Raw genomic sequence first — 25,652 nt, 5'->3', positions numbered from 1 at the left:
GATGGCCAGCGTCCCGCAAACCGCAAACGCCAACGACATCACGAGCGTCATCTCGACCCTGTCGAGCCGTCAGGGCGACCGTCCGAAGAGCAAGCCGATCTCCGGCCCGAAGCGCGCGGCGATCCTGATGCTGGCGCTCGGCGAGAAATACGGCGGCAAGGTCTGGTCGCTGCTCGACGATGACGAGGTGCGCGAGCTATCGATGGCAATGTCGACGCTCGGCACCGTGGAAGCCGACGTGGTCGAGGACCTCTTGCTCGAATTCGTCTCGCGGATGTCGGCCTCCGGCGCGCTGATGGGCAATTTCGACGCCACCGAGCGGCTGCTGCAGCAATATCTGCCGGCCGACCGCGTCAGCGGCATCATGGACGAGATCCGCGGGCCCGCGGGCCGCAACATGTGGGAGAAGCTCTCCAACGTCCAGGAAGAGGTGCTCGCCAACTACCTCAAGAACGAATATCCGCAGACCATCGCCGTGGTGCTGTCGAAGCTGAAGTCCGAGCACGCCGCGCGCGTGCTGGCGATCCTGCCCGAGGATATCGCGCTCGATGTCGTCGGCCGCATGCTGCGGATGGAGGCGGTGCAGAAGGAAGTAATCGAGCGCGTCGAGCAGACGCTGCGCACCGAATTCATGTCCAACCTGTCGCAGACCCGCCGCCGCGACGCTCATGAGGTGATGGCCGAGATCTTCAACAATTTCGACCGCCAGACCGAAACGCGCTTCATCACCTCGCTGGAAGAGGAAAACCGCGAATCCGCCGAACGCATCAAGGCGCTGATGTTCACCTTCGACGACCTGGTCAAGCTCGATTCCGGCTCGGCGCAGACGTTGATGCGTCATGTCGACAAGGAGAAGCTTGGCATTGCGCTGAAGAGCGCCAATGAGGAGGTCCGCAACTTCTTCCTCGGCAACATGTCCTCGCGCGCCGGCAAGATGCTGATGGATGACATGGCGGCGATGGGACCGGTGCGGCTGCGCGACGTCGACGAGGCGCAGGCGCTGCTCGTCAATCTCGCCAAGGACCTCGCCGCCAAGGGTGAGATCATGCTGACCAAGAACCGTGCCGACGACGAACTGGTGTACTGATGGCCGCGCCCGCAAAATTCCTGTTCGATACCGACTTCTCGGCCCCCACCAAGTCGCGCGAGCGCGCCGCAACCGCCGCCGAGATCGCCCAGAAGGTCGCGGAAGCCGAAGCGCGCGCCTATCGCAACGGCTACGATGCCGCCCAGCACGAAGCGAAGGTGGAGAGCGACCGCCGCGCCGCGCTGGCGCTGGAAGAGATCGGGCTTGCGATCAAGACCATCGCGTCGCGCTTTTCCGGCATCGAGGCGCGGATGGAGACCGAAGCCGTCGACGTCGCGGTCTCGGTCGCGCGCAAATTGTGCGGCGAAATGATCGCGCGCGAACCGCTTGGCGAGATCACGGCGCTGGTGTCCGACTGCTTCTCGCATCTGGTCTCGACACCTCACATCGTCGTCCGCATCAATGATGCGCTCTACGAGGGCGCGCGCGATAAGATCGAGCGGCTGGCCGCGCAAAGCGGCTTTCAGGGTCGCCTCGTGATCCTGGCCGAGCCGACCATTGCGATCGGCGACTGCCGGATCGAATGGGCCGACGGCGGCATCGTGCTGGAACGCGCGGCGATCGACGCCAAGATCAACGAACTTGTCGGACGCTACATGGCGTCCCGTGACCAACGGCCATGAGGATTGAGCCAAAGGATCGACGATGAGTGACACCGACACACATGTCCCGCTCCCCGACCTCAACTCGGCGGACGCGCCAAGGGACGACGATGTGGGCTATAACGAGGACGAACATGCTTCGCGCATCGCCTCCGACCTCGAAGCCGTCTTCGACGTGCCGGTGCAGGTCTCGGCCGTGCTCGGCCGCTCCAAGATGGATGTCGGCCAGCTCCTGAAGCTCGGCCCCGGCACCGTGCTCGAGCTCGACCGCCGGGTCGGCGAGGCCATCGATATCTATGTCAACAACCGCCTGGTGGCGCGGGGCGAAGTGGTGCTGGTCGAGGACAAGCTCGGCGTGACCATGACCGAAATCATCAAGGCAGAGCGTAGCTAGCCTTTAACCGATAGACGCGCGGCGGACGCGCGGGAGACAGGAGACACTCATGCGGCTTCTCATCGTCGGCACCCTCAAGGGCCAGCTCACGACCGCCACCAAGATCGCGATGGACAACGGCGCCTCCGTGACGCACGCGGAGGGCAACGAGCAGGCGATGGCGGTGCTCCGCGGCGGCAAGGGCGCCGACCTGCTGCTGGTCGATGTCGGCCTCGACATTCGCGACCTCGTGATGCGCCTGGAAGCCGAGCACATCCACGTGCCGATCGTCGCCTGCGGTATCTCCAACGATGCCCGCGCCGCGGTGGCGGCGATCCGCGCCGGCGCCAAGGAATACATCCCGCTGCCCCCGGAGCCGGAATTGATCGCCGCCGTACTCGCCGCGGTCGCAAATGATTCCCGCGACCTCGTCTACCGCGACGAAGCCATGGGCCGTGTGATCAAGCTGGCGCAGCAGATCGCGGGCTCGGACGCCTCCGTGATGATCACCGGCGAATCCGGGACCGGCAAGGAAGTGCTGGCGCGCTACGTCCATTCCCGCTCGGCGCGCGCCAAACGGCCGTTCATCTCGATCAATTGCGCCGCGATCCCCGAGCATCTGCTGGAATCCGAATTGTTCGGCCACGAGAAGGGCGCGTTCACCGGCGCGATCGCTCGCCGTATCGGCAAGTTCGAGGAAGCCACCGGCGGCACGCTGTTGCTCGATGAAATCTCGGAAATGGACGTGCGGCTGCAATCGAAATTGCTGCGCGCTATCCAGGAGCGCGTGATCGACCGCGTCGGCGGCACCAAGCCGGTGCCTGTCGACATCCGCATCATCGCGACCTCGAACCGCAATCTCGCGGACGCCGTGCGCGCCGGCGCCTTCCGCGAGGACCTCTTGTTCCGCCTCAACGTCGTCAACCTGAAGATCCCGCCGCTGCGCGACCGGCCGGCCGACATCCTGGAGTTGGCGCAGCATTTCGCGAAGAAATACGCCGAGGCCAATGGCGTGTCGGCGCGACCGCTGTCATCCGAGGCACGGCGGGTGCTGACCACGAACCGCTGGCCGGGCAACGTCCGCGAGCTTGAAAACACCATCCACCGCTCCGTGCTGATGGCGCAGGGCGACGAGATCGGCCCCGATGCCATCGTGACTCCGGACGGCGACCGCCTCGACCTCGCCAAGACCGCGCCCGCGGTCGCTCACGCCACCCTCGCCGCCGAGCAGGTGACGCGCGCGCTGGTCGGCCGTACCGTTGCCGACGTCGAGCGCGATCTGATCCTGGAGACGCTGAAGCACTGCCTTGGCAACCGCACCCATGCCGCCAACATCCTCGGCATTTCGATCCGCACGCTGCGCAACAAGCTGAACGAATATGCCGATGGCGGCCTGCCGATCCCGCCCGCGGGATCGGGCACGGCGGACTATCAGCGCCTGGCGACGGCGGGGTAATCGCCACCACCGTCATTGCGAGCGCAGCGAAGCAATCCATAGCGCCGCACGCGGAGGCATGGATTGCTTCGTCGCTCGCTCCTCGCAATGACGCGTGGAGCTACGAATAACTCGGCGCGTCCGGCTTGCGGAAGATGTGAATGGGATCACCGGGCGTAAAGTCGCGCCCAGTGAAGGCGACATAGGCATAGAGCGCGAGATAGGCGATCGCGAGCGCACCGATGCTGTAGAAGACCCAGGTTGCAAGACGTTTCATCAAGCCCATGACGCGCTTCGTTCCCTTCCGGCAATAGAAGACTGATGCCTTCTATTGCGCGAGGAGGCAAAACGCCACGGCTTGCGTCTCTGTTCCAAGAGCCAGTAGCCCGGGTGAAGCGCAGCGTAACCCGGGGCCGCTGCCGACCGCCGACGTAGAGTCCCGGGTTGCGCGTTCCGCTCCACCCGGGCTACGAGCTGATGTCAGCGCAGATGCACGCCGCGTGTGGGTACGCTGACGTCGGCCAGCTTGGCGGCATCCTCGTCCTGGTCGACGGCGACATAGCGCCCCTGCCAATAGGCGAGCGCTCCCGTGCGCGAGGAGACCTGCACGTCGAGCACGCGCCCGATGACGATTGCGTGCGAATGACGCTCCACGACGTCCTCGACCTCGCAATCGATCGCCGCCAGCGCGCCGACCAGAAGCGGCACGCCGGAGGCGCGCGTCGTCCATTCGGCGCCGGCAAAGCGCTCGGCGCCTTTCAGCCCGCCCTTGCCGGTGAAGCGCTCGGCGATCTCGACCTGGTCCGAACTCAGGATGTTCACGCCGAAAACGCCGTGACGCTTGACCAGCGGCCAGGACGACGCGGCGCGATTGAGGCTCACGATCAGCGAGGCCGGCTCGACCGACAACGAGGAGACGGAAGTCACCGTCATCCCGGAGATGTCCTTGCCGCGCCCCGCCGTGATGACGCTGACCCCGCCGGTCAGATGGCGCATGGCGCCGCGAAACTCGTCGGAGGTAACCACGGGATCGATCGCGATGTTGCGGACGGCGGAGTTCATGTGGGCCTCACAGATCGTCGGAAGTGTCTTCGGTGCCTTCCAGGAGATTCTTCAGGATCGCGCCCTCGAGCGCCGCGAGTTCGGCCGAGCCGCGCTCGCGCGGTCGCGCGATGTCGACATTAAAATCGTGTGCGATGCGGCCGTTTTCAATGACCAGCACCCGGTCGGCCAGCGCCACCGCTTCCGAGACATCATGCGTCACCAGGATCGCGGTGAAGCCCTGATCGCGCCAGACCCGCTCGAGCAGCCGCTGCATCGAGATCCGGGTCAGCGCATCCAGCGCGCCGAGCGGCTCGTCGAAGGCCAGCACCCGGGGCTGGCTAACCAGCGCGCGGGCCAACGCGACGCGCTGCTTCTGGCCGCCCGAGAGCACCGAAGGCCATTGCCCGCGCTTGTCGCCGAGGCCGACCTCGACCAGCGCCTTCTCGGCGCGCGCCTGCGCATCGGCCAACGATCGCTCGCGCCCGAGGCCGACTTCGACATTCGACAGCACGCGCGCCCATGGCAGGAGCCGCGGCTCCTGGAACATGACGCGGATATCCTCGGCGCGCGCCTGCTCGCCGAAACCGATGCTGCCGGCGGTCGGCTTCTCCAGCCCCGCGATCAGCCGCAGCAATGTGCTCTTGCCGCAGCCACTGCGGCCGACGATCGCGACCGACTGGCCGGCCGGAATGTGCAGGTCGATGCCGCGCAGCACCTCATTGTCGCCGAAGGATTTGCGCAAGCCGCGGATGGTCAGCGACAGCCCGCGCGACGGCATGTCGGGGCTGCGGCGGAACTGACGCGCCTCCTCGGCAAAATCCTCGCGCGCGACAGCCTCGGCCTCGAGCGGACGAAAACGAAGGACTTCCTGCATTTCTTCCTCAGTTCCTTAGTGTTTCTGGAAGGCCGGATGCCAGGACAGCGTCAGCCGCTCCAGCGCACGCGAGGCGCTGTCGGCGAGCTTGCCGAGCAAGGCGTAGATCAGGATCGAGAGCACGACGACGTCGATCAGCATGAATTCGCGTGCCTGCATCGCCATGTAGCCGAGCCCCGAGGACGCCGCGATGGTCTCGGCCACGATCAAGGTCAGCCACATGATGCCGAGCGCGAAGCGAAGACCGACGAAGATCGACGGCAGCGCGCCCGGGAAGATCACGCGACGGAACAATTCGCCGTCGGTCATGCCATAGATGCGGCCCATCTCGATCAGTTGCGGATCGACTGTGCGGATGCCGTGCAGCGTGTTGAGATAGATCGGGAAGAACACGCCGAGCGCCACCAGGAACAGTTTTGCCGACTCGTCGATCCCGAACCACAGGATGACCAGCGGGATCAGCGCCAGATGCGGGATGTTGCGCACCATCTGCAGCGTGGTGTCGGTCAGTTTCGCCGAGAGTTGCGACAGGCCGTTGGCGAGGCCGAAAGCAAAGCCGATGGCGCCGCCGATCAGGAAGCCAATGCTGGCGCGCCAAAAGCTGACCCAGATGTTGCGGATCAACTCACCCGACAACAAGAGCTTCCATCCGGCCAGCGCGACGTCGGTCGGCGCCGGCAGCACGCGCGCGGGCACAAAGCCGGTCACGCAGGCGAGCTGCCAGATGACGATGATGGCGAGCGGCACGATCCAGGGGATCAGGCCGTCAGCCCGCGGCAATTTGGGCGCGCGGACGCGCGGGAGGCTGTCGATGAGGCTCATGATTCCGATACCTGCTTTTGCGGCCGATACTCGTTGCCGATGGTCTCGCCGAACGGTCCGGTGTTGACGCGGATCGGCGTCACGTTGCCGCCATGCTCAAGCGACAGCAGCGGGAACACCAGTTCGGCGAAGCGGTAGGCCTCTTCGAGGTGCGGGTAGCCCGACATGATGAAGGTATCGATGCCGAGGTCCTGATACTCCTTGATCCGCGCAGCCACCGTCTGAGCATCGCCGACCAGCGCAGTGCCCGCGCCGCCGCGCACGAGGCCAACGCCTGCCCAGAGATTTGGGCTGATCTCGAGCTTGTCGCGGCGACCGCCGTGCAATTGCGCCATGCGCTGCTGGCCGACCGAGTCCATGCGCGAGAAGATTTTTTGCGCCGCCGCCACCGTGTCGTCGGTGACGTATTGGATTAATTCGTCGGCGGCCTTCCAGGCTTCCGCATTGGTCTCGCGCACGATCACGTGCAGGCGGATGCCGAAGGAGACCTTGCGGCCGCGCTTATCGGCAACCGCCTTCACGCGCGCGATCTTGTCGGCCACCTGCGCCGGCGGCTCGCCCCAGGTCAGGTACTTGTCGACGGTGTCGACCGCAACGTCGATGCCGGCGTCCGACGAGCCACCGAAATAGAGCGGCGGCCGCGGCGACTGGATCGGCTGGAACAACAGCCGGCCATCCTCGATGCGGATGTGTTTGCCCTCGACATTGACGGTCTTGCCGGCGAGCAGGTCGTTGTAGACGTTGAGGAACTCGCGCGTCACCTCGTAGCGCTCGTCATGCGCCAGGAAGATGCCGTCGCCCTTGTTCTCGACGGGGTCGCCGCCGGTGACGACGTTGATCAAGAGCCGTCCGTTCGACAGCCGGTCCAGCGTCGCGGTCATGCGTGCGGCGACGGCTGGCGACTGCAGGCCGGGCCGCACCGCCACCAGGTAACGCAGCCGCTCGGTCTGCGGCGCGACGGCGGAGGCGACCACCCAGGAGTCCTCGCAGCTTCGTCCCGTCGGCAGCAGCACGCCGTAATAGCCGAGTTGGTCGGCCGCCTGCGCGATCTGGCGCAGATAGTTGAAGTTCACCTCGCGTCCGCCGATAGAGGTGCCGAGATAACGGCCATCGCCATGGGTCGGCAGGAACCAGAGGATGTTGGCGTTGGGTTGCTTAGTCACGATCCGGGCCTCCGCGCGACGTCTGAAATCTTGATGGGTTTCGGCAACAGGCCGAGGGCAAAGAACGTGTCCGCCACCTGCTGCTGGTCGGCGATCACGGAATCGGTGAGCGGCTTGATGCCGTAGGACTGGCGCTTCAACGCCACCTCGACCACCGGCACCGAAAGGCCGATCGACGGCGCGAGTTGCTCGGCGACCGCGTGGATGTCGCCCTTGGCCCAGTCATCGACCTCGCTCAATTGCGCGAGCACGAGATCGACGATCTTCGCATCGCTCTCCAGGAACTTCTTCGAGGAGAAATAGAACTGGTAGTTCGAGACGATGCCGGTGCCGTCGGCCAGCGTGCGCGCGCCGGTCGCAGCTTCCGCCGCGGCCTGGAACGGATCCCAGATCACCCAGGCATCGACCGAGCCGCGCTCGAAGGCGGCGCGCGCATCGGCGGGCGCGAGAAACACCGGCTCAATCTCGGAATATTTGACGCCGGCTTTCTCCAGGGCCTTTACCAGGAGATAATGGACGTTGGAGCCCTTGTTCAGCGCGACCTTCTTGCCCTTGAGATCGGCAACCGACTTCAGCGGGCTGTCCTTCGGCACAAGGATCGCTTCGCCTTTCGGCGCCGGCGGCTCATAGGCGACATATTGGATGGGCGCGCCAGCGGCCTGCGCGAAGATCGGCGGCGCTTCACCGGTGTTGCCGAAATCGATCGCGCCGACATTGAGCGCCTCGAGCAGCGGCGGTCCGGAGGGGAATTCGGTCCACACCACCTTGTAGCCGACCGCCTTCAGCTTCTCCTCGAGCGTGCCCTTGCTCTTGAGCAGAACCAGCTTGCCGTATTTCTGGAAGCCGATGCGGACGGTTTTCTCCTGCCCGTAGGACGCGCTGACGGCGGCGGCGACAATGCTGACTGAAAGCACCGCGCTGGTGATCCAGCGTTGAATGATACGTCGCATGATGACCTCTGCGTGGAAATGAACTCAGCTCTGGGGGTTGCGCCAGACGATGTCGCGGATCGCGATCTGCTTCGGGATCAGGCCGAGCTTGAAGAAGCGGTCGGCAACGCCCTGCTGGGTCGCGACGATGTCGTCGGTGACCGGCCCGATCTTGAACGCGGCGCGATTGGCGGCGACGGTCTGGATGTCGAGCGGAACGCCGGTCACAGCGCTGAGCGATTTGGCCACTTCGTCGCGGTGCGCCTCCGCCCACGTCGCGGTCGACGCGATGACGTCGTTGATCTGTTGCAGGATCGGACCGTGATTTTTCGAAAAGTCGCGGTTGGCGATGAAGAACGAGTTGGTCTTGGTGATCTCGTAGGAGTTCACCAGGATGCGGCCGTTCTGCTTGGTCTCGGCGATGGCGAAATAGGGATCCCAGACCGCCCAGGCATCGATGCTGCCATTGACGAATGCCGGCCCCGCGTCCGGCGGCGTCAGATAGACCGGCGTGATATCGTTGTAGGTGAGCCCGGCCTTTTCCAGCGTCTGCACCACGATGTTGTGCGCGCTGGAACCCTTGGTGAAGCCGATGCGCTTGCCCTTGAGATCGGCAATCGTGCGGATGGCCGAGTTCTGCGGCACCAATATCCCTTGGCCGTTGGTGATCGGCTGGCCGGCGGCATAAACGATCGCCGCGCCGGCAGCTTGCGCAAATACCGGTGGCGAGTCGCCGACCGCACCGTAGTCGATGCTACCGACATTCATCGCTTCCATCATCGGCGGGCCCGAGGAAAACTCGACCCATTTCACCTCGATGCCGGCCGACTTGAAATGATTTTCCAAGGTTGCGCGCTGCCGCGCGATAACCAGCACGCCGGTCTTCTGGTAGCCGACACGAATTTCCTTTAGCGCCGCCTCGGCCTGCGCGCGCAAGGGCAAAGCAGCGACGGCGGCAGAGCCGAGCGACAGTGTTAGGAACTCGCGACGCTTCACTACCAAAATTCTCCTGACGATCGAGCGCGTTATCCGCGCGCCATCATGCGGCGTCAGGGAATGATGGGGGGCACGAATGAGGCTGTCGAGGACCCCGAAAAAATAGCGATGCCCGCACTGCCATCGGGCACCGGACGCGCGGTTTCTTTCAAGCCGCGGATTGTGCGTAGCGAAATATTTTCTTCACGAAATCGGGATGCAGACAGCTCTCCGCTGTCATCGTCCGCGAAAGCAGACGATCCAGTAACCACCGGCGCAAGAGCACGGGCCGAATGCCGCGGCGCACTGGATGCCCGCCGGAGCCTGTCATCGGGCGGCGCTTCGCGCTGATCCGTTGGCGGGCGTGACGGTGGAGTGTGGCGCTGCCTACAAATTTGTCAGCCGCTCGCTGCTGCCTTCTCCGCTTGCGAACCAGGGTTGATCGACAGTTTGCCGTAGCGATCCTTGAACGCCTCGGTGTCGATCTCCTCGAGCTTGATCTCGCCGCTCATCACGCCCTGCTTCCATGCATCGTGCTCGGGATCGTGCTGGAACTCCGGCATCACTTCGCCGGCGAACAATTCGAGCGACTCGCAGATGTGGTCGTGGGTGTTCTTGCCGGCTTGATTGAGCAGGATCACCTGGTCGATGTGCGAGGTGCGGAAGCGGCGCAGCTTCCTGCGGATGGTTTCAGGCGATCCGATCAGACCGCCGCGCAATGCAGCTTCCTGCGCTTCCGGATTGTCGCGCTTCCATTTGTTGTACTCGTCCCACATGTTGACGGTGCCCGGCGCCGGCCGCTGCCGGTTCTGCGACGCGCCATAATAGCGCAGCGCGAACTGGAAGAAGGTGGCGCCGTCGGCGCGGGCGCGCGCTTCTTCATCCGTCTTGGCGCACATGAAGAACGACACCAGCGCCATGTTGGGATTGATCTGGTAGTCGGCGAGCTTCTTCAGCCGCTTGGTGATCGCGTTGTAATAGGCATGCACCCAGGCATGCGCCGCGTCCGCGCTGACGAATTGAAAGCCGAGCGCGCCGAAGCCGTGCTGCCCGGCGCGCTCGATGGTCGGCAATTGCGAGCACGCCATCCAGAGCGGCGGATGCGGCTTCTGCACCGGCTTCGGCACCACGTTGCGCAAGGGGATGTCGAAATATTTGCCGTGATGCTCGGTGCCGACCTTGGTGAACATCGGGAAGATCGCCGCGACCGCCTCTTCGAACACCTCCCGCTTGGTCTCCATGTCGCGGCCGAACGGCGTCAGCTCGGTGATCGAGGCGCTCTCGCCCATGCCGAACTCGCAGCGCCCGTTGCTGAGGAGATCGAGGACTGCGACCCGCTCTGCGACACGCGCGGGATGATTGGTCGTGAGCTGCAGGATGCCGTGCCCGAGCCGGATGTTGCGGGTGCGCTGGCTTGCCGCCCCCAGGAACGATTCCGGCGCCGGCGAGTGCGAGTATTCCTCGAGGAAATGATGTTCCACGACCCAGGCATAGTCGTAGCCGAGCCGATCGGCGGTCTCGAGCTGCGTCAATGCGTCCTGGTAAAGCTTGAGCTCGTCGCCCTCGTTCCACGGACGCGGCAGTTGCAGCTCGTAGAAGATGCCGAATTTCATGGCGTCGCTCCCGTACGTCTTGTTTGTTTGCTGCAGTGTATTGCTGGGATACGCGAAGTCCAGCCTTTGCCAATTCCGGATGGCGGAAGACGCTGCAACCAAACAGTAACCTTGCGGGTAGCGGCGCCGCCGAATCCGCTTCGAGCCAATATGGTTTTGGCGCGCATTGATTTAGATCAGTGCCAAAGTATCCCAGCGACGTTACTTTTTATCGGAAGGCAACGAGGCCTTCCCCCACACAATCCAAATCGAATCGAGACGACGTATGTCGGCAACCAGCGACGATGCGAGCGCGAGGCCGCGCCGTAGGCGCATGGAGATCTTCGCATTTCTTTTTCTCACGGCAGTTGTGATGCCCGCTTTGGCCGTGGCCACGGTGGGCAGCTACGGACTTGCTGTGTGGATCTATCAGATGATCGCGGGCCCGCCGGGCCCTCCCCCGCCACATTGAGCAGCCGATTTCTCAAGGAACACCCGACATGATCAGAGCTCAGACCACCATCGACCGCCGAGCGCTCATCACGGGCCGCGTCCTGCAGGCCGAGCCTGTCGTGCCGCCGCCCGGCGGCGAGATCGCCAGCATCCTCGTGCAAACCCGGCCTGAGCGGCTCGATGCCACCGAAGCTGCGATCACGGCACTGCGCGGCTGCGAGATTTACGGCCGCGATGAGAGGGGAAAGCTCGTGGTCGTCGTGGATGCGCGGGACGCAAGCTCGCTCGGCGCGACCCTCAACACGATTTCCGCGCTGCCCAACGTCTATTCCGCCTCGCTCGTGTTCCACGCCGTCGACGCCGATAACGTGTGATGACACGTGATCGGCCGCCCCTTGATGAAGGGAAGGAAATGCCATGACCGCCCCCAAGCTGGATCGCCGCCAGGTCCTGAAACTGGAAGCCGCCGCGATGGCGGCGCTCGCCGGAGGCATGCCGGTTGCGGCAGGTGCCGCCAACCTCGTCACCGAACGCGCCGAGAGCGAAATGAAGTGGGACAAGGCGCCGTGCCGCTTCTGCGGCACCGGCTGCAGCGTGATGGTCGCGACCAAGGACAACTGCGTCGTCGCCACCCACGGCGACATCAAGTCGGAAGTCAACCGCGGCCTGAACTGCGTCAAGGGCTATTTCCTCTCCAAGATCATGTACGGCCATGATCGCCTGACCAAGCCTTTGCTGCGCAAGAAGGACGGCAAGTACGACAAGAACGGCGATTTCACCGAAGTGTCATGGAACGAGGCCTTCGATGTGATGACGGAGAAGTTCAAGGCCGCGCTGAAGAAGCGCGGGCCGAGCGGCATCGGCATGTTCGGCTCCGGCCAGTGGACGATCTTCGAAGGCTACGCGGCATCAAAGCTGTTCAAGGCCGGCTTCCGCTCCAACAACATCGATCCCAATGCGCGGCATTGCATGGCCTCCGCCGCCGTCGGCTTCATGCGCACTTTCGGCATTGACGAGCCGATGGGCTGCTATGACGACATCGAGGCCACTGACGCCTTCGTGCTGTGGGGCTCGAACATGGCGGAGATGCACCCGATCCTGTGGACCCGGGTCGCCGACCGCCGCCTCTCGGCGCCGCATGTGCGCGTTGCCGTGCTTTCGACCTTCGAGCACCGCTCGTTCGATCTCGCCGACATCGGCCTCGTGTTCAAGCCGCAGACTGACCTCTATCTGCTCAACGCGATCGCCAACCACATCGTCAAGACCGGACGGGTCAACAAGGATTTCGTCGACAAGCACACGCTGTTCAAGCGCGGCCAGACCGATATCGGCTACGGCCTGCGGCCCGACCACCCGCTGGAGAAGAAGGCGACCGGCCGCGCCAAGGCGGGCGATGCCCAAGACATGACTTACGACGAATACGTCAAGTTCGTCTCCGACTACACGCTGGAGAAGGCGGCCGACATGGCCGGCGTCCCGCTCAGCCGGCTGCAGGCACTCGCCGAGCTCTATGCCGATCCGAAGGTCAAGGTCACGAGCTTCTGGACCATGGGCTTCAACCAGCACACCCGCGGCGTCTGGTGCAACAACCTCGTCTACAACATCCACCTCCTGACCGGAAAAATCTCCGAGCCCGGCAACAGCCCGTTCTCGCTGACTGGCCAGCCATCGGCCTGCGGCACCGCGCGCGAGGTCGGCACCTTCTCGCACCGCCTGCCGGCCGACATGGTCGTGACCAACAAGGAGCATCGCGCGAAGGCCGAGCACATCTGGAAGCTTCCGGAAGGCACCATTCCCGACAAGCCCGGCTATCATGCCGTGCTGCAGAACCGAATGCTGAAGGACGGGCTGCTCAACGCCTACTGGATCCAGGTCAACAACAACCTGCAGGCCGCCGCCAACGGCAACGAGGAAACCTATCCCGGCTATCGCAACCCCGAGAACTTCATCGTGGTGTCGGACGCCTATCCGACCGTGACGGCGCTGGCCGCCGACCTCATCCTGCCGACGGCGATGTGGGTCGAGAAGGAAGGCGCCTATGGCAACGCCGAACGCCGCACTCATACCTGGCACCAACTGGTGTCGGCGCCGGGCGAGGCGCGCTCCGACCTCTGGCAGCTCATGGAGTTCTCCAAACGCTTCAAGGTCGAGGAAGTCTGGCCGGAAGAGTTGATCGCGAAGATGCCGGAGTATCGCGGCAAGACGCTGTTCGACATCCTCTACTGCAACGGCCAGGTCGACAAGTTCCCGGTCACCGACATCGAGGCCGGCTACGCCAATGACGAGTCGAAGGCGTTCGGCTTCTACGTCCATAAGGGCCTGTTCGAGGAATATGCCTCGTTCGGCCGCGGCCACGGCCACGACCTCGCGCCGTACGACACCTATCACCAGGTGCGCGGATTGCGCTGGCCTGTTGTCAACGGCCAGGAGACCCGCTGGCGCTTCCGCGAGGGGCTCGACCCCTACGTCCAGCAGGGCACCGGCGTTCAGTTCTATGGCTTCCCCGACGGCAAGGCACGGATCTTCGCACTGCCCTACGAGCCGCCGGCGGAATCGCCCGACAAGGACTTTCCGTTCTGGCTCTCGACCGGCCGCGTGCTGGAGCATTGGCACTCCGGCACCATGACCCGCCGCGTTCCCGAACTCTACCGGGCATTTCCTGAAGCCGTCTGCTTCATGCACCCCGACGACGCCGCTGATCTGAAGCTGCGCCGCGGCGACGAGGTCAAGGTGGAATCCCGCCGCGGTTTCATCCGCGTCCGGCTGGAGACCCGCGGCCGCGACAAGCCGCCGCGCGGCCTGGTGTTCGTGCCCTGGTTCGATGAATCCAAGCTCATCAACAAGGTGACGCTGGATGCGACCGATCCGATTTCGCTGCAGACCGACTACAAGAAATGCGCTGTGCGCATCGAGAAGGTGACGACGACATGATCGGGAAGTCCGCTATCGTTGTTCTTGCCATTGCGCTTGTCGCCGCTTCAAGCTCGCTGCTCGCGCAAGGCGTCACGTCCGGCCTGCGCGGTCCCGCCCCGCTCAACGAGGAGGGACCGGCGCCGCCGATGACGCCGATGCGCAACACCGCTGAACGGGAGATCCGCAACTACCCGGAGCAGCCGCCGGTGATCCCGCATTCGATCGACGGCTACCAGGTCGATATGAACGGCAACAAATGCCTGTCCTGCCACGCCCGCGCCCGCACCGGCGAATCGCAGGCGCCGATGGTGAGCATCACCCATTTCATGGACCGCGACGGCCAGTTCCTCGCCTCGGTGTCGCCACGCCGCTACTTCTGCACGGAATGTCACGTTCCGCAGAACGTCACGACGCCGCCGGTGACCAATGATTTCGTCGACATCGACACCATCCTGAATCGCCCAGCACCCGGTGGCCACCGATGAGCGACGTCGACAAGGCGCCGCCAGGCCAAGGCTGGTTTGCGCGGCCGTGGCGTTTTGCCCTCGAACTGTGGGACGTGCTGATCCGGCCGAGCTCGGTGTTCGGGCTCGGCGTCTTGGTGCTTGCCGGTTTCGTCGCCGGCGTGATCTTCTGGGGCGGCTTCAACACCGCACTGGAACTGACCAACACCGAAAAATTCTGCACCGGCTGTCACGAGATGCGTGACAACGTCTTTGCCGAATTGAAGTCCACCATCCACTTCACCAACCGCTCCGGCGTGCGCGCGACCTGCCCGGACTGCCACGTCCCGCACAACTGGACCGACAAGATCGCCCGCAAGATGCAGGCCTCCAAGGAAGTCTGGGGCCATCTTTTCGGCAGCATCGACACCCGCGACAAGTTCGTCGACAATCGGCTCGAGCTCGCGCTGCATGAATGGGCGCGGTTCAAGGCCAATGATTCGCTCGAATGCCGCAACTGCCACAGCGCGCAATCGATGGACATCACCAAGCAGTCGCCGCGGGCGAGCGTGGCGCATCAGCGCTTCCTGTTCACGGGCGAGAAGACCTGTATCGACTGCCACAAGGGCATCGCTCACCACCTGCCGGATATGCGCGGCGTTCCCGGCTGGCAATAGGCTTGGGTATCTTTGGGTATCCTGGGGCGGCCGGCCGGCACCTTGCGCCGGCAGCCTGAATGGCTAGGTTGAGGGGCTGAATCGGCGGGCGATCGCCCGCTTGTCCTCTCCTCCGCCGAGACCCATGACCACCTTTACGCCGCATCAGGATTCCGCGCTACAAGCCGTCGCTGACTGGCTCAAGGCAAAACCCGGCCGGAACGGCACGCCGCCGATTTTCCGCCTGTTCGGCTATGCCGGCACCGGCAAGACCACGCTCGCACGCCACATCGCTGAAGGCGTCGATGGCGAGGTCAAGTTCGCGGCGTTCACCGGCAAGGCGGCGCTGGTGATGCGCAACAAGGGCTGCGAGAGCGCCTCCACGATCCATTCGCTGATCTACCGCGCCCGCGAATCCGGCGTCGAGCAGCCGACATTCGAATTGTGGGACGACGCGCCGGCATCGAAAGCCAAGCTGATCGTGATCGACGAATGCTCGATGGTGGATGCCGAGCTCGGCCGCGACCTGATGTCGTTCGACTGTCCACTGCTCGTGCTCGGCGATCCCGCGCAGCTTCCGCCGATCCAGGGCGCCGGCTTCTTCACCAATGCCGAGCCCGACGCGATGCTGACCGAGGTGCATCGCCAGGCGCAGGACGATCCGATCGTGCGGATGTCGATGGACATCCGCGAAGGCCGCGAGCTCGAGATCGGCCGCCATGGCGAGAGCGAGGTGGTGCCGCGCAACGAGCTCGATCCCGAGCGCGTCATGAACGCCGACCAGGTGCTGGTCGGCCGCAACAACACCCGCCGCGCCTACAACATGCGGATGCGACAGCGGCAGAACATCGAGGATCCCTTGCCGGTCGCCGGCGACAAGCTGGTCTGCCTGCGCAACAACCGCAAGAAGGGCCTGTTCAACGGCGGCCTGTGGCGGGTGAAAGCGCGCGCACAATCGAAATCCAAGATCATCACCATGCGCGTGATGCCGGACGAGGATTTCGGCCACAAGGTCACCAAGGTCTCCGTGCGCGGCGAATGCTTCGGCGGCGCCATCGAGAGCATCCCATGGGAACAGCGCAAGCCCTACGACGAATTCGACTACGGCTATGTGCTCACCGTGCACAAGTCACAGGGCTCGCAATGGGACGACGTCGTGCTGTTCGACGAAAGTTTTGCGTTCCAGGACAGCCGCGCGAGGTGGCTGTACACGGGGATCACGCGCGCGGCGAAGCGATTGAGCGTGGTGGTGTAAGGCCACGGGCGAGATCCGGGCCTCATGGTTCGAGACGGCGCTTGGCGCCTCCTCACCATGAGGGTTTGGCAGTTGCCCGAGGGCGGGTGGATAAGCGCGTGCAGCTCCGTCTCCGAGCGACCACACTTCCCCTCATCCTGAGGAGCGCGCAGCGCGTCTCGAAGGATGAGGCCACCGGCGGTGCCTCTTGCATCCGCGCCGCGCCGCCCAGGTTCACGGACTCGTGTCCATCCGGCCGTAACACCCCCCTCCCCAGCCCGTATCTTCGGCATCCAGGGGAAGACCGCCCGATTTCCGAAACCCGGCTTCCGTTCTAGACTGGCTCCAGGCCCTCCCATCCAAAGAGGAAACCATGTCCAATCGCCCGTTCCGCCGCCTGTCGCTCTGCGCTGCCGCCCTCGGCGCGCTGGCCATCGCCGCACTTGCCGCAGCCCCCTCGCGGGCGGCTGAAGACGCCGTGATCATTCCCGTCCCGACGCTCGACGCAAAGGCCACCGATGGCATCCAGACCGCGGTGCTCGCGGGCGGCTGCTTCTGGGGCGTACAGGGCGTGTTCCAGCACACCGCTGGCGTCGTCAGCGCGGTGTCCGGCTATGCCGGCGGCAACAAGGCGACCGCTGACTACAACATGGTCTCCACCGGCACGACCGGACACGCGGAATCCGTCGAGATCAAGTACAACCCGAAGCAGGTTTCCTACGGCAAGCTCCTGCAGATCTTCTTCTCGGTCGTGCACGACCCGACGCAGTTGAATCGCCAGGGTCCGGACACCGGCACGCAATACCGCTCGGCGATCTTCGCCACCAGCGACGATCAGAAGAAGGTGGCGGAGGCCTATATCGCCCAGCTCAACGCCGCCAAGGTCTACAAGAAACCGATCGTGACCAAGGTCGGGCCGCTCGAGGGGTTCTATCCCGCGGAGGCCTATCACCAGGACTACCTGACGCTGCACCCCAACCAACCCTATATTGCGTATAACGACATCCCGAAGGTCGAGAACCTGAAGAAGATCTTCGCGGAGAACTACATCGAGAAGCCGACACTGGTCGGGAACACCAAGGTCACGAATTGACGGAATAGTTTCCGTCATTGCGAGCGCAGCGAAACAATCCACCTCTCCGCATGTTGCGGCATGGATTGCTTCGCGGAGCCTGTCATCGGGCGGCGCTTCGCGCCGACCCGGTGGCTCGCAATGATGCAAAGAAAGGAGCTTTCATGTCCGACACCAAGACCCCAGACAAGGTCGTCAAGAGCGATGCCGAATGGCGCAAGGAATTGACGCCGATGCAATATGCGGTGCTGCGCGAGAAGGCGACCGAGCGTCCCTTCACCGGCGAATACGAGCACGATCAGCGCAAGGGCACCTATGTCTGCGCCGGCTGCGGCCAGACGCTGTTCGAGTCCGACGCCAAGTTCGATTCAGGCTGCGGCTGGCCGAGCTTCACGCAGCCGGCGGCGGAAAGCCATGTCGACGAGGAGACTGACCTCAGCCACGGCATGGTCCGCACCGAGGTACTGTGCTCGAAATGCAGCGGCCATCTCGGCCACGTCTTCCCCGACGGCCCCGGCCCGACCGGCCTGCGCTACTGCATCAACTCGGCAGCGCTGAAGCTGCAGCCGAAGTAAACTGCTCTCGTCATGGCCGGGCTTGTCCCGGCCATCCACGAAGATACTTGCTCGAGCAACAAAGACGTGGATGCCCGGGACAAGCCCGGGCATGACGGCAGTATACCGAGGGTAGGCTACGCCGCCAGCGCGCCGCGCTCCATGGCGAGCTCAGCCTCTAAGCTCGCAATATCCCGATAGATCGACGCCACCGCGAGCACGCGGCCGCCTCTCTTGTAGCGCACCACGCAGTCCTTTGCGGCAATATCGCCGTCGACGTCGATCTCGTCCCATTTCTCGGCATGGCCGACATAGTTGATCGGCACGTCGTAATGCTGGCTCCAGAAGAACGGCACCGCATCGAACACTTCCCGCTGACCCAGCATGTTGCGCGCGGCAGTCTGGCCCTGGCGCTCCGCCACCACCCAGTGTTCGACGCGGATGTTCTCGCCGGAATGCGGATCCGGCCAGCGGGCGATGTCGCCCGCCGCATAAATGCCGGCGCTGCTGGTTTCCAGATAGGCGTTGACGGTGACGCCGCGATCGTTCGCCAGTCCTGCCTTTTCCGCCAGCGCGAGGCGCGGCCGCACGCCGACGCCGATCACGACGAGATCGGCCTCGAGCACACCGCCGCTCTGCAGGCTCGCGCGCTTGCCGTCGATCGCGGTGACGGTGTCGCCGAGGTGAAAGACAACGCCGTGCTCTTCGTGCAGGCTGCGGACGAAGTCGCCCATCTCGGGCCCGAGCACGCGCTCCATCGGCCGCTGCTCCAACCCGACGACGTGGACCTCGATATCCCTCGCCCGCAGCGAGGCCGCGACCTCGAGCCCGATGAAACTTGCACCGATCACAACCGCGCGGCGCGCGCCGCTCGCGGAAGCGATGATCGCGCGGCAATCATCCAGCGAGCGCAAGAGATGAACATGGGGCTGGTCCGCGCCCGGAATCAACAGACGCACCGGCTCCGCGCCGGTCGCCAGCAACAACCGGTCATAGGGCAAGGCCTTGCCATCGGCGAGAACCACCTGGTGCGCGGCCGGATCGATCGACGCGACCTTGGTCTTGAGCCGCAGATCGATCGCGGCGTCAGAATAGAAATCGTCGGGCCGCAGCGGCAGCCAGTCCTCCGGCGCGCTGCCGGCAAGATAGTCCTTCGACAGGTTCGGCCGATCGACAGGCGCCGCGGCCTCGCCGCTCAGCATCGTGATGCTGCCGTGATAATCCTGTCGTCGCAGCATTTCGGCGGCGGCAAATCCCGCCGCGCCACCGCCCACGATCACGATGCGGCCGGGCGCATCGATCACGCCTTTCACGCGCGGCTTGGGCTGCTCGCGCTTCTCGCGGACAAAGATGCGCTCGCCTTCGTGCTCGACCTTCCACACCGCGAGCGTGCTCAAGGCCGGAGCGCGTGCAGCCTCGCCGGTGCGCAGATCGAAACAGGCGTGATGCCAGGGACAGCGGACGCTCTCGCCGACGACGAGGCCTTCCGCCAGCGGCCCGTGATAATGGCTGCAATGGGCGTCGATCGCGAAGACGTCCGACCCTGAACGCACCAGCAATACGTCTTCATCGCCGACATGGCCGAGCAGAGTGGCGCCGGAGAAGTCGGAGGGCGCCACGCCTTGCGACAGATCGGGACCGGAGGGTTGGGCTTGCTGGTCGGCCATGATGTCCTCCGTCGGTTTGAAACTGGTCCGTTCGAAGCCCTATCCCAGCGCCGCCTTCACCAGGCCACTGGCCTTCGCGAAATCCATCTGCCCGGTGTACTTCGCCTTCAACGCGCCGATTACCTTGCCCATGTCCTTGACCCCGGCAGCATTGGTCTCGGCGATCGCGGCTGATATCGCGGCCTTCACCTCATCCTCCGACATCTGCTTCGGCAGATAGGCTGAGATCACCGCGATCTCCTCGCGCTCCTGCGCGGCGAGTTCGGCGCGGCCGCCCTTGTCGTAGAGCTCGACCGCTTCCTGGCGCTGCTTGATCATCTTCTGCAGCACGCCGAGCAATTCGGCATCAGAAAGCGGCGGCTTGCCTTGGCCGCGCGCGTCGATATCGGCGTTCTTGATGGTCGAATTGACCATGCGCAGCGTGGAGAGCTTGCGCTCCTCCTTCGCCTTCATGGCGTCCTTGACCGCGTTGTTGATGTCGTCGCGCAGCATGGCCGTGTCCCTGAATGATGAAACCTTCCATCTAGGCCGTTCGTTCCGCGAGAACAACCTCAGTTCCGCAGCCATTCGACCAGCGCGTTCGCGGTCGCCTCAGGCTGTTCCGGCTGCGGCAGGTGCCCGCAACTAGGCAGGATCACGAGCCTGGCGCCTGGAATGCCGTTCGCCATCTCAACCGACAGCGAATTCGGGATGGTATGGTCCTCGTCGCCCGTCAGCACCAGGGTCGGGCACCTGATCCAGGCCAGCGTCGGCCGCGAGTCGGGCCGGCTGATCACCGCCGTCTGCTGGCGGATGAAGCCCTCGACCCCGACATCCTCGCCCATCTCGTGGACAAGCCGGCGCAGGCTGGCATCCTCGCGCCGCGACGGGTGCACGAAGCCGGGAAACAGTTCATCCAATACGCCGCGGAAATCGCCGCTTTTGGCGCGGGCCATCATGCCGCGGCGGCGCTCGGAGGCCTCCGGCGTATCAGGGCGGGCCTGGGTGTTGATCAAGGCCAGCTTTGCCACCCGCTCCGGCGCCTGGCGCATGATCTCGAAGGCGATGTAGCCGCCCATCGAATGCCCGGCCAGCGCAAAGCGCGGCGGCGCTTCCGCAAGGATCCGGCGCGCGATCGCCCCCATATGGTCGTCGCGGATGTGGTTGGCGACCGTGACCGGCCCGCACCGCCACAACGCCGGCACGACAGGGGCAAAGATCCGCGGCGATGAAACCAGGCCCGGGACGAGCAGGATAGGCATCGTGTTGTCCATGCGGGCTCCGAAACGGGCAATTTGGCCGGGAAACGAGGTTATGGCGGGAACCGTAGCTTAAAACCGCGGAACCGCCAGTCAAATAGGCGCAAAACCCGTGTGAATGGACGCCCTTTCGCTTTGACGCGGCAGGATGTGGGAACTATGTAAAGGGCTCATGACGACATCCGAAAACGCTTCAGCCTGGCCGGACCACAAACCGACCGCGCTCCTCGTGCTCGCCGATGGCACCGTGCTGGAAGGCTTTGGCCTCGGCGCGGAAGGCCAGGCCGTCGGCGAAGTCTGCTTCAACACCGCCATGACCGGCTATGAGGAGATTTTGACCGATCCCTCCTATGCCGGGCAGATCATCACTTTCACCTTCCCGCATATCGGCAACGTCGGCACCAACGACGAAGACATCGAGACGGTGAACATGGCGGCAACGCCGGGCGCGCGCGGGGTCATCCTCCGCACCGCGATATCGGATCCCTCGAACTACCGCGCCACTCGCCATCTCGATCAATGGCTGAAAGCGCGCGGCATCATCGGCCTTTCGGGCATCGACACCCGCGCGCTCACTGCGCTGATCCGCAGCAAGGGCATGCCGAACGCCGTCATCGCGCATTCGAAGGACGGCAGGTTCGACCTGCACGGCCTCAAGGAAGAAGCGCGGGAATGGCCCGGCCTCGAAGGCATGGACCTGGTGCCGATGGTGACCTCCGGTCAGCGCTTCACCTGGGACGAGACGCCCTGGGAATGGGACAAGGGCTACGGCCGGCAGACCACCCCTGAATTCAACGTGGTCGCGGTCGACTACGGCATCAAGCGCAACATCCTGCGCCTGCTCGCCGGCGTCGGCTGCAAGGTCACGGTGGTGCCGGCGACCACGTCGGCCGAAGACATCCTCGCGATGAACCCGGACGGCGTGTTCTTGAGCAACGGCCCCGGCGATCCCGCCGCGACCGGCAAATATGCCGTGCCCATCATCCAGAAGGTGATCGAGTCGGGTACGCCGACCTTCGGCATCTGCTTGGGGCATCAGATGCTCGGGCTCGCCGTCGGCGCCAAGACCAAAAAGATGCACCAGGGCCATCACGGCGCCAACCACCCGGTGAAGGACGAGACCACCGGCAAGGTCGAGATCACCTCGATGAACCACGGCTTTGCCGTGGACCAGGCGACATTGCCCGCGGGAGCGACGCAGACCCATATCTCGTTGTTCGACGGCTCCAATTGCGGCATCCAGATCGACGGCAAGCCGGTGTTCTCCGTGCAATATCACCCGGAGGCGTCGCCCGGCCCGCGCGACTCGCATTACCTCTTCAAGCGCTTCGCCGACCTGATGCGCGACAAGAAGCGGGCGTAGGAACGTAGGCGGCCGAAATGAAGTTGTAGGATGGGTAGAGCGAAGCGAAACCCATCATCTGGTGGCTCACGGCAATCGCGATGGGTTTCGCTTCGCTCTACCCATCCTACGGGAGCTTCCCATGTCCGTCGTCAAGGCCGATACAACGCCGCTCACCATCGTCTTCGAAGATGACGGCCTGGTGCCGAACAATCGACTGCCGTTCCTGGTCTACAAGGCGACCGTCGACGTCGACAACGAGCATCCGGAGAAGACCATCGAAGGGTTGTTCGGCGCCAATGGCTGGGGCGCGATGTGGCGCAACGGCGTCTACGATTACCTGCACTATCATTCGACCGTGCACGAGGTGCTCGGCGTCTCACGAGGACATGCGCGCGTACAGTTCGGCGGCGATCGCGGCAAGGTGCTGGAGATCTCCGCCGGAGACGTCGCGATCCTGCCCGCCGGCACCGGGCACCAATTGATTGCCGCGAGCGATGATTTCTGCGTGGTCGGCGCCTATCCGCCGGGACCGTCGATGGAGATCACGCGACCGACGCCCGAAAATCACGCCAAGGCGCTGACGACGATCCCACAGGTCGCGACACCCAAGACCGATCCGGTGATGGGCGAGAATGGGCCGCTGGTGAGGTTGTGGAAGCGCGGCTGACCGTGCGGGCCAAGTGGCCCATCGCGCGTCCCCATGGGGTCAGCAGGACCGAAAGATGCGGGAAGTGCCCGCGGGGATATGCCTACGAGCGGGCACATAGCGCAACGAGCTAGCGATGGCCCGACTGGTTCACATTCACGCTTGTGCTAGATTGTACTCGTGGAGGTAGTTGAAACAGTCGTTCTTCGACATCGGACTTTATAGCATTTGATTCAATAATCTGCCCCGCGGGCGTCGTGTCGCGTCTTATGCTGCACACCCCCTCTTGCACAGCTGACATCCCTTGCCTGAACGCGAAGACTTCGAAGTCGAAGCATCCAACGATTGTGGAGGCCTGCCCCCATAAATCACAACAGCACACATCAGTTGAGGAGTAGTCGATATGTTTCGAGGAATTCTGACGCTGACTTTGTCTCTCGGCCTGGGCGCGGCGGCTCTGCCCGCTGCGCTTGCGCAACAAGCGGCGCCGGCAATCACCGAGCAGGAAGCGCACGCCATCGCGGTGGACGCCTATATTTATTTCTACCCTATCCTGTCGATGGACGTGACGCGGAAGCAATTCACCAACGGCACCACCGATTTCAAGGGCCCGATGAACACGTTCGTCAACGTGCCCGAATATCCGCCGGCGAATTTCAAGGGCGTGGTGCGCTCCAACTTCGACACGCTCTATTCCGTGTCATGGCTCGACATGACCAAGGAGCCTGTGGTGGTCTCGGTACCCGATACCGACGGGCGCTACTACCTGCTGCCGATGCTGGACATGTGGAGCGATGTCTTTGCGTCGCCGGGGTGGCGGACGACGGGCACCAAGGCGGGCACCTTCCTGCTGACGCCTCCCGGCTGGCGACCGGATCTGCGTGACAGATTTATCGATGAGTTCAAGCTCCCGAGAGACACGCAGCGGATCGACGCACCAACGCCTTATGTCTGGGTGATCGGCCGTACCAAGACCGACGGCCCGGCAGACTACGATGCGGTTCACAAGATCCAGGCGGGTTACAAGGTCGCGCCGCTTTCAGAATTCGGCAAGACGCCCAAACCCGTCGAATTCAAGCCCGACCCAAGCGTCGACATGAAGACGCCGCCGAAAGTCCAGGTCGATACGATGACGGCCGGCGTGTATTTCGCCTATGCGGCCGAACTGCTGAAGCTTCACCCGCCTCATATCACCGATCAGCCGATCATCGCGCAGATGAAGAAGATCGGCATCGAGCCAGGCAAGAGCTTCGACATCGGCAGGATCGACCCTGTCCTGCAGCGCGCCTTCGAGACCGCCCCGCAGGACGCGCAGAAGCTGATGGCCTGGAAGGTGCCGACGCTTGCGCGGGTTGCCAATGGCTGGTCGATGAACACCGATACGATGGGTGTTTACGGCAACTACTATCTGAAGCGTGCCATCGTCTCGCAATTGGGGCTCGGCGCGAATCTGCCCGAGGACGCCATCTATCCGCTCAATCTCGGCGACGAGACCGGCAAGCCGCTCGACGGCGCAAGCAAGTACACCATCACGTTCGAGAAGAATGCCGCCCCGCCGGTCAACGCGTTCTGGTCGATCACGCTGTACGATCCGGAAGGCTTCCAGGTCGGCAACGTGCTGAACCGCTTCGCCGTCAGCAGTTGGATGCCGTTCAAGTATAACGCGGACGGCTCGCTCGATCTTTACTTCCAGAACGAAAGCCCGGGCAAGGACAAGGAAGCCAATTGGCTTCCGGCGCCGAAGGGCCCCTTCAACCTGACCATGCGCCTCTACAGTCCGAAGTCCGAGGCGCTGACCGGAAAATGGAATCCTCCGCCCGTCGTCAAGACGCAGGCAACGCTGGGATTGTCGGCACAGTAAATCTCGATCGGGCGTCGGCGCCGTCTCAAGACCCACTAAAGCGGGATGACTTTTCTTCGAATCGTCATCCCGCTTTGATCTTTTTCGGAAAACCGGTGCCCACTTTTCTGGATCATGCTCTAGATTGGCTCGCGCAATCAATTGGGCGAGTTGATCAGACGGCTGGCGGATGACGGATCCGGTTCGCAGCCTCCGCACTTTCGGACGCCGCCCCCGTCTCAGTGACGGTCCATTGAGGGAGCAAGAAGATGCCGACCACCTTCACGCCGATGACCGCGCTGCTGGGCGGAGCCTTGATCGGCCTTTCCGCCGTGGCGTTGATGGCGTTCGCCGGTCGGATCGCGGGAGTGAGCGGCATCGCCGCCCGCCTGCTTCCGCCGTTCAACGATCAGGAATGGCCGGGTCGCCTCGCCTTCATTGCCGGGCTCGTCGCCGCGCCCGTCGTGGTACGTGTTGCCATCGGCAGCCTTCCGCCGCAAGCCATCGAGACCGGCGGTATCCTTTTGGCGATCGCGGGCCTTTTGGTTGGCTTCGGTTCGGTATGGGGCAGCGGCTGCACCTCCGGCCACGGCGTCTGCGGCATATCGCGGCTGTCGCTTCGATCCATTGTCGCTACACTGACCTTCATGGCGACGGGATTTGCGACGACCTTCATCATCCGGCATCTCGCATGA

The 25,652-nt window shown here is 64.0% G+C and carries 27 protein-coding genes; 16 read left to right on the top strand and 11 right to left on the bottom strand.

Annotation, left to right across the window (positions count from 1 at the left end; translation table 11 throughout):
- Position 1 precedes the first annotated feature (1 nt).
- The 4 genes from fliG to flbD are packed head-to-tail and all read left to right on the top strand — an operon-like array spanning position 2 to position 3,518.
- On the top strand, positions 2 to 1,087 hold the full coding sequence (fliG, locus tag ACZXDY_RS10755; RefSeq protein ID WP_028165359.1) for a flagellar motor switch protein FliG: 1,086 nt from the start codon (positions 2 to 4) through the stop codon (positions 1,085 to 1,087).
- Positions 1,087 to 1,710 (top strand): FliH/SctL family protein, encoded by a 624-nt coding sequence (locus ACZXDY_RS10750; protein WP_208828938.1) that lies wholly within the window; start codon positions 1,087 to 1,089, stop codon positions 1,708 to 1,710. Before fliG ends, ACZXDY_RS10750 begins: the two co-directional genes overlap by 1 nt.
- A gap of 22 nt (positions 1,711 to 1,732) precedes the next feature.
- Positions 1,733 to 2,083, top strand: coding sequence for a flagellar motor switch protein FliN (gene fliN, locus ACZXDY_RS10745; protein WP_028165361.1), 351 nt, complete (start codon positions 1,733 to 1,735; stop codon positions 2,081 to 2,083).
- 49 nt (positions 2,084 to 2,132) lie between these two features.
- Entirely contained in the window at positions 2,133 to 3,518 is a 1,386-nt protein-coding gene (flbD, locus tag ACZXDY_RS10740; RefSeq protein WP_464345449.1) for a sigma-54-dependent transcriptional regulator FlbD, read from the top strand.
- A gap of 100 nt (positions 3,519 to 3,618) precedes the next feature.
- Here flbD and ACZXDY_RS10735 read toward each other — a convergent pair whose 3' ends face one another.
- From ACZXDY_RS10735 to ACZXDY_RS10700, 8 genes are all read right to left on the bottom strand, one after another.
- On the bottom strand, positions 3,619 to 3,783 hold the full coding sequence (locus ACZXDY_RS10735; protein ID WP_464345457.1) for a hypothetical protein: 165 nt from the start codon (positions 3,781 to 3,783) through the stop codon (positions 3,619 to 3,621).
- Between the two features lie 194 nt (positions 3,784 to 3,977).
- Positions 3,978 to 4,559 (bottom strand): flavin reductase family protein, encoded by a 582-nt coding sequence (locus ACZXDY_RS10730; RefSeq protein ID WP_464345448.1) that lies wholly within the window; start codon positions 4,557 to 4,559, stop codon positions 3,978 to 3,980.
- Between the two features lie 7 nt (positions 4,560 to 4,566).
- Entirely contained in the window at positions 4,567 to 5,415 is an 849-nt protein-coding gene (locus tag ACZXDY_RS10725) for an ATP-binding cassette domain-containing protein (protein ID WP_464345447.1), read from the bottom strand.
- A gap of 15 nt (positions 5,416 to 5,430) precedes the next feature.
- On the bottom strand, positions 5,431 to 6,237 hold the full coding sequence (locus ACZXDY_RS10720) for an ABC transporter permease subunit (protein WP_028165366.1): 807 nt from the start codon (positions 6,235 to 6,237) through the stop codon (positions 5,431 to 5,433).
- The gene (gene ssuD / locus ACZXDY_RS10715) at positions 6,234 to 7,400 is read right to left on the bottom strand and encodes an FMNH2-dependent alkanesulfonate monooxygenase (RefSeq protein ID WP_464345446.1); all 1,167 of its coding nucleotides are present in this window, start codon (positions 7,398 to 7,400) and stop codon (positions 6,234 to 6,236) included. Before ssuD ends, ACZXDY_RS10720 begins: the two co-directional genes overlap by 4 nt.
- Positions 7,397 to 8,350 (bottom strand): sulfonate ABC transporter substrate-binding protein, encoded by a 954-nt coding sequence (locus ACZXDY_RS10710; RefSeq protein WP_455996778.1) that lies wholly within the window; start codon positions 8,348 to 8,350, stop codon positions 7,397 to 7,399. The genes ssuD and ACZXDY_RS10710 overlap by 4 nt, the downstream gene beginning before the upstream one ends.
- Positions 8,351 to 8,374: 24 nt before the next feature.
- Entirely contained in the window at positions 8,375 to 9,325 is a 951-nt protein-coding gene (locus tag ACZXDY_RS10705; protein ID WP_028165369.1) for a sulfonate ABC transporter substrate-binding protein, read from the bottom strand.
- Positions 9,326 to 9,702: 377 nt separating this feature from the next.
- Complete coding sequence (locus tag ACZXDY_RS10700; protein WP_464345445.1) at positions 9,703 to 10,917, bottom strand: LLM class flavin-dependent oxidoreductase; 1,215 nt, start codon at positions 10,915 to 10,917, stop codon at positions 9,703 to 9,705.
- Positions 10,918 to 11,182: 265 nt separating this feature from the next.
- On the opposite strand from ACZXDY_RS10700, the gene napE reads away from it, so the two are divergent.
- From napE to msrB, 8 genes are all read left to right on the top strand, one after another.
- Positions 11,183 to 11,368, top strand: coding sequence for a periplasmic nitrate reductase, NapE protein (gene napE / locus ACZXDY_RS10695; RefSeq protein ID WP_028165371.1), 186 nt, complete (start codon positions 11,183 to 11,185; stop codon positions 11,366 to 11,368).
- A 28-nt stretch (positions 11,369 to 11,396) separates the two neighbouring features.
- The gene (locus ACZXDY_RS10690; protein WP_464345444.1) at positions 11,397 to 11,723 is read left to right on the top strand and encodes a chaperone NapD; all 327 of its coding nucleotides are present in this window, start codon (positions 11,397 to 11,399) and stop codon (positions 11,721 to 11,723) included.
- A gap of 43 nt (positions 11,724 to 11,766) precedes the next feature.
- Complete coding sequence (gene napA, locus ACZXDY_RS10685) at positions 11,767 to 14,280, top strand: periplasmic nitrate reductase subunit alpha (protein WP_464345443.1); 2,514 nt, start codon at positions 11,767 to 11,769, stop codon at positions 14,278 to 14,280.
- Positions 14,277 to 14,747, top strand: coding sequence for a nitrate reductase cytochrome c-type subunit (locus ACZXDY_RS10680; RefSeq protein ID WP_028165374.1), 471 nt, complete (start codon positions 14,277 to 14,279; stop codon positions 14,745 to 14,747). Before napA ends, ACZXDY_RS10680 begins: the two co-directional genes overlap by 4 nt.
- On the top strand, positions 14,744 to 15,382 hold the full coding sequence (locus tag ACZXDY_RS10675; protein WP_028165375.1) for a NapC/NirT family cytochrome c: 639 nt from the start codon (positions 14,744 to 14,746) through the stop codon (positions 15,380 to 15,382). The genes ACZXDY_RS10680 and ACZXDY_RS10675 overlap by 4 nt, the downstream gene beginning before the upstream one ends.
- Before the next feature lie 124 nt (positions 15,383 to 15,506).
- Positions 15,507 to 16,616, top strand: a complete 1,110-nt coding sequence (locus ACZXDY_RS10670) for an ATP-dependent DNA helicase (protein WP_028165376.1) — start codon at positions 15,507 to 15,509, stop codon at positions 16,614 to 16,616.
- A 352-nt stretch (positions 16,617 to 16,968) separates the two neighbouring features.
- Positions 16,969 to 17,688 (top strand): peptide-methionine (S)-S-oxide reductase MsrA, encoded by a 720-nt coding sequence (gene msrA / locus ACZXDY_RS10665; RefSeq protein ID WP_028165377.1) that lies wholly within the window; start codon positions 16,969 to 16,971, stop codon positions 17,686 to 17,688.
- A gap of 143 nt (positions 17,689 to 17,831) precedes the next feature.
- Entirely contained in the window at positions 17,832 to 18,242 is a 411-nt protein-coding gene (gene msrB, locus ACZXDY_RS10660) for a peptide-methionine (R)-S-oxide reductase MsrB (RefSeq protein WP_028165378.1), read from the top strand.
- A 116-nt stretch (positions 18,243 to 18,358) separates the two neighbouring features.
- Here the strand turns inward: msrB and ACZXDY_RS10655 are convergent, their stop codons facing one another.
- From ACZXDY_RS10655 to ACZXDY_RS10645, 3 genes are read right to left on the bottom strand one after another with little or no spacing between them, the layout of a single operon-like run.
- Positions 18,359 to 19,888: an FAD-dependent oxidoreductase gene (locus ACZXDY_RS10655; protein ID WP_464345442.1), complete on the bottom strand. Its 1,530-nt coding sequence runs from the start codon at positions 19,886 to 19,888 to the stop codon at positions 18,359 to 18,361.
- A gap of 39 nt (positions 19,889 to 19,927) precedes the next feature.
- The gene (locus ACZXDY_RS10650; protein WP_028165380.1) at positions 19,928 to 20,380 is read right to left on the bottom strand and encodes a GatB/YqeY domain-containing protein; all 453 of its coding nucleotides are present in this window, start codon (positions 20,378 to 20,380) and stop codon (positions 19,928 to 19,930) included.
- Positions 20,381 to 20,439: 59 nt separating this feature from the next.
- Positions 20,440 to 21,141 (bottom strand): alpha/beta fold hydrolase, encoded by a 702-nt coding sequence (locus ACZXDY_RS10645; RefSeq protein WP_464345441.1) that lies wholly within the window; start codon positions 21,139 to 21,141, stop codon positions 20,440 to 20,442.
- Positions 21,142 to 21,298: 157 nt separating this feature from the next.
- Here ACZXDY_RS10645 and carA point away from each other — a divergent pair, with 157 nt between their 5' ends.
- From carA to ACZXDY_RS10625, 4 genes are all read left to right on the top strand, one after another.
- Positions 21,299 to 22,489 carry a glutamine-hydrolyzing carbamoyl-phosphate synthase small subunit gene (carA, locus tag ACZXDY_RS10640; protein WP_464345440.1) on the top strand — a complete coding sequence of 397 codons (1,191 nt, stop codon included), beginning with the start codon at positions 21,299 to 21,301 and terminating at the stop codon, positions 22,487 to 22,489.
- Between the two features lie 121 nt (positions 22,490 to 22,610).
- Positions 22,611 to 23,138, top strand: a complete 528-nt coding sequence (locus ACZXDY_RS10635) for a cupin domain-containing protein (RefSeq protein WP_464345439.1) — start codon at positions 22,611 to 22,613, stop codon at positions 23,136 to 23,138.
- A gap of 382 nt (positions 23,139 to 23,520) precedes the next feature.
- Positions 23,521 to 24,978, top strand: a complete 1,458-nt coding sequence (locus ACZXDY_RS10630) for a DUF1254 domain-containing protein (RefSeq protein ID WP_464345438.1) — start codon at positions 23,521 to 23,523, stop codon at positions 24,976 to 24,978.
- A gap of 248 nt (positions 24,979 to 25,226) precedes the next feature.
- Positions 25,227 to 25,652: a YeeE/YedE family protein gene (locus ACZXDY_RS10625; RefSeq protein ID WP_464345437.1), complete on the top strand. Its 426-nt coding sequence runs from the start codon at positions 25,227 to 25,229 to the stop codon at positions 25,650 to 25,652.

The organism is Bradyrhizobium sp. LeoB3 (assembly GCF_055456055.1).
This window is presented reverse-complemented; position numbering and strand designations above follow the sequence as displayed.

Coding starts and splice junctions, on each gene's coding strand:
- msrA (WP_028165377.1), top strand. CDS start 16,969: ATGTCCAATCGCCCGTTCCGCCGCCTGTCGCTCTGCGCTGCCGCCCTC.
- carA (WP_464345440.1), top strand. CDS start 21,299: ATGACGACATCCGAAAACGCTTCAGCCTGGCCGGACCACAAACCGACC.
- ACZXDY_RS10670 (WP_028165376.1), top strand. CDS start 15,507: ATGACCACCTTTACGCCGCATCAGGATTCCGCGCTACAAGCCGTCGCT.
- ACZXDY_RS10630 (WP_464345438.1), top strand. CDS start 23,521: ATGTTTCGAGGAATTCTGACGCTGACTTTGTCTCTCGGCCTGGGCGCG.
- fliN (WP_028165361.1), top strand. CDS start 1,733: ATGAGTGACACCGACACACATGTCCCGCTCCCCGACCTCAACTCGGCG.
- ACZXDY_RS10750 (WP_208828938.1), top strand. CDS start 1,087: ATGGCCGCGCCCGCAAAATTCCTGTTCGATACCGACTTCTCGGCCCCC.
- ACZXDY_RS10710 (WP_455996778.1), bottom strand. CDS start 8,350: ATGCGACGTATCATTCAACGCTGGATCACCAGCGCGGTGCTTTCAGTC.
- ACZXDY_RS10635 (WP_464345439.1), top strand. CDS start 22,611: ATGTCCGTCGTCAAGGCCGATACAACGCCGCTCACCATCGTCTTCGAA.
- napE (WP_028165371.1), top strand. CDS start 11,183: ATGTCGGCAACCAGCGACGATGCGAGCGCGAGGCCGCGCCGTAGGCGC.
- fliG (WP_028165359.1), top strand. CDS start 2: ATGGCCAGCGTCCCGCAAACCGCAAACGCCAACGACATCACGAGCGTC.
- ACZXDY_RS10625 (WP_464345437.1), top strand. CDS start 25,227: ATGCCGACCACCTTCACGCCGATGACCGCGCTGCTGGGCGGAGCCTTG.
- ACZXDY_RS10720 (WP_028165366.1), bottom strand. CDS start 6,237: ATGAGCCTCATCGACAGCCTCCCGCGCGTCCGCGCGCCCAAATTGCCG.
- flbD (WP_464345449.1), top strand. CDS start 2,133: ATGCGGCTTCTCATCGTCGGCACCCTCAAGGGCCAGCTCACGACCGCC.
- ACZXDY_RS10680 (WP_028165374.1), top strand. CDS start 14,277: ATGATCGGGAAGTCCGCTATCGTTGTTCTTGCCATTGCGCTTGTCGCC.
- napA (WP_464345443.1), top strand. CDS start 11,767: ATGACCGCCCCCAAGCTGGATCGCCGCCAGGTCCTGAAACTGGAAGCC.
- ACZXDY_RS10650 (WP_028165380.1), bottom strand. CDS start 20,380: ATGCTGCGCGACGACATCAACAACGCGGTCAAGGACGCCATGAAGGCG.
- ACZXDY_RS10690 (WP_464345444.1), top strand. CDS start 11,397: ATGATCAGAGCTCAGACCACCATCGACCGCCGAGCGCTCATCACGGGC.
- ACZXDY_RS10735 (WP_464345457.1), bottom strand. CDS start 3,783: ATGGGCTTGATGAAACGTCTTGCAACCTGGGTCTTCTACAGCATCGGT.
- ACZXDY_RS10675 (WP_028165375.1), top strand. CDS start 14,744: ATGAGCGACGTCGACAAGGCGCCGCCAGGCCAAGGCTGGTTTGCGCGG.
- ACZXDY_RS10700 (WP_464345445.1), bottom strand. CDS start 10,917: ATGAAATTCGGCATCTTCTACGAGCTGCAACTGCCGCGTCCGTGGAAC.
- ACZXDY_RS10730 (WP_464345448.1), bottom strand. CDS start 4,559: ATGAACTCCGCCGTCCGCAACATCGCGATCGATCCCGTGGTTACCTCC.
- ACZXDY_RS10645 (WP_464345441.1), bottom strand. CDS start 21,141: ATGGACAACACGATGCCTATCCTGCTCGTCCCGGGCCTGGTTTCATCG.
- ACZXDY_RS10725 (WP_464345447.1), bottom strand. CDS start 5,415: ATGCAGGAAGTCCTTCGTTTTCGTCCGCTCGAGGCCGAGGCTGTCGCG.
- msrB (WP_028165378.1), top strand. CDS start 17,832: ATGTCCGACACCAAGACCCCAGACAAGGTCGTCAAGAGCGATGCCGAA.
- ACZXDY_RS10655 (WP_464345442.1), bottom strand. CDS start 19,888: ATGGCCGACCAGCAAGCCCAACCCTCCGGTCCCGATCTGTCGCAAGGC.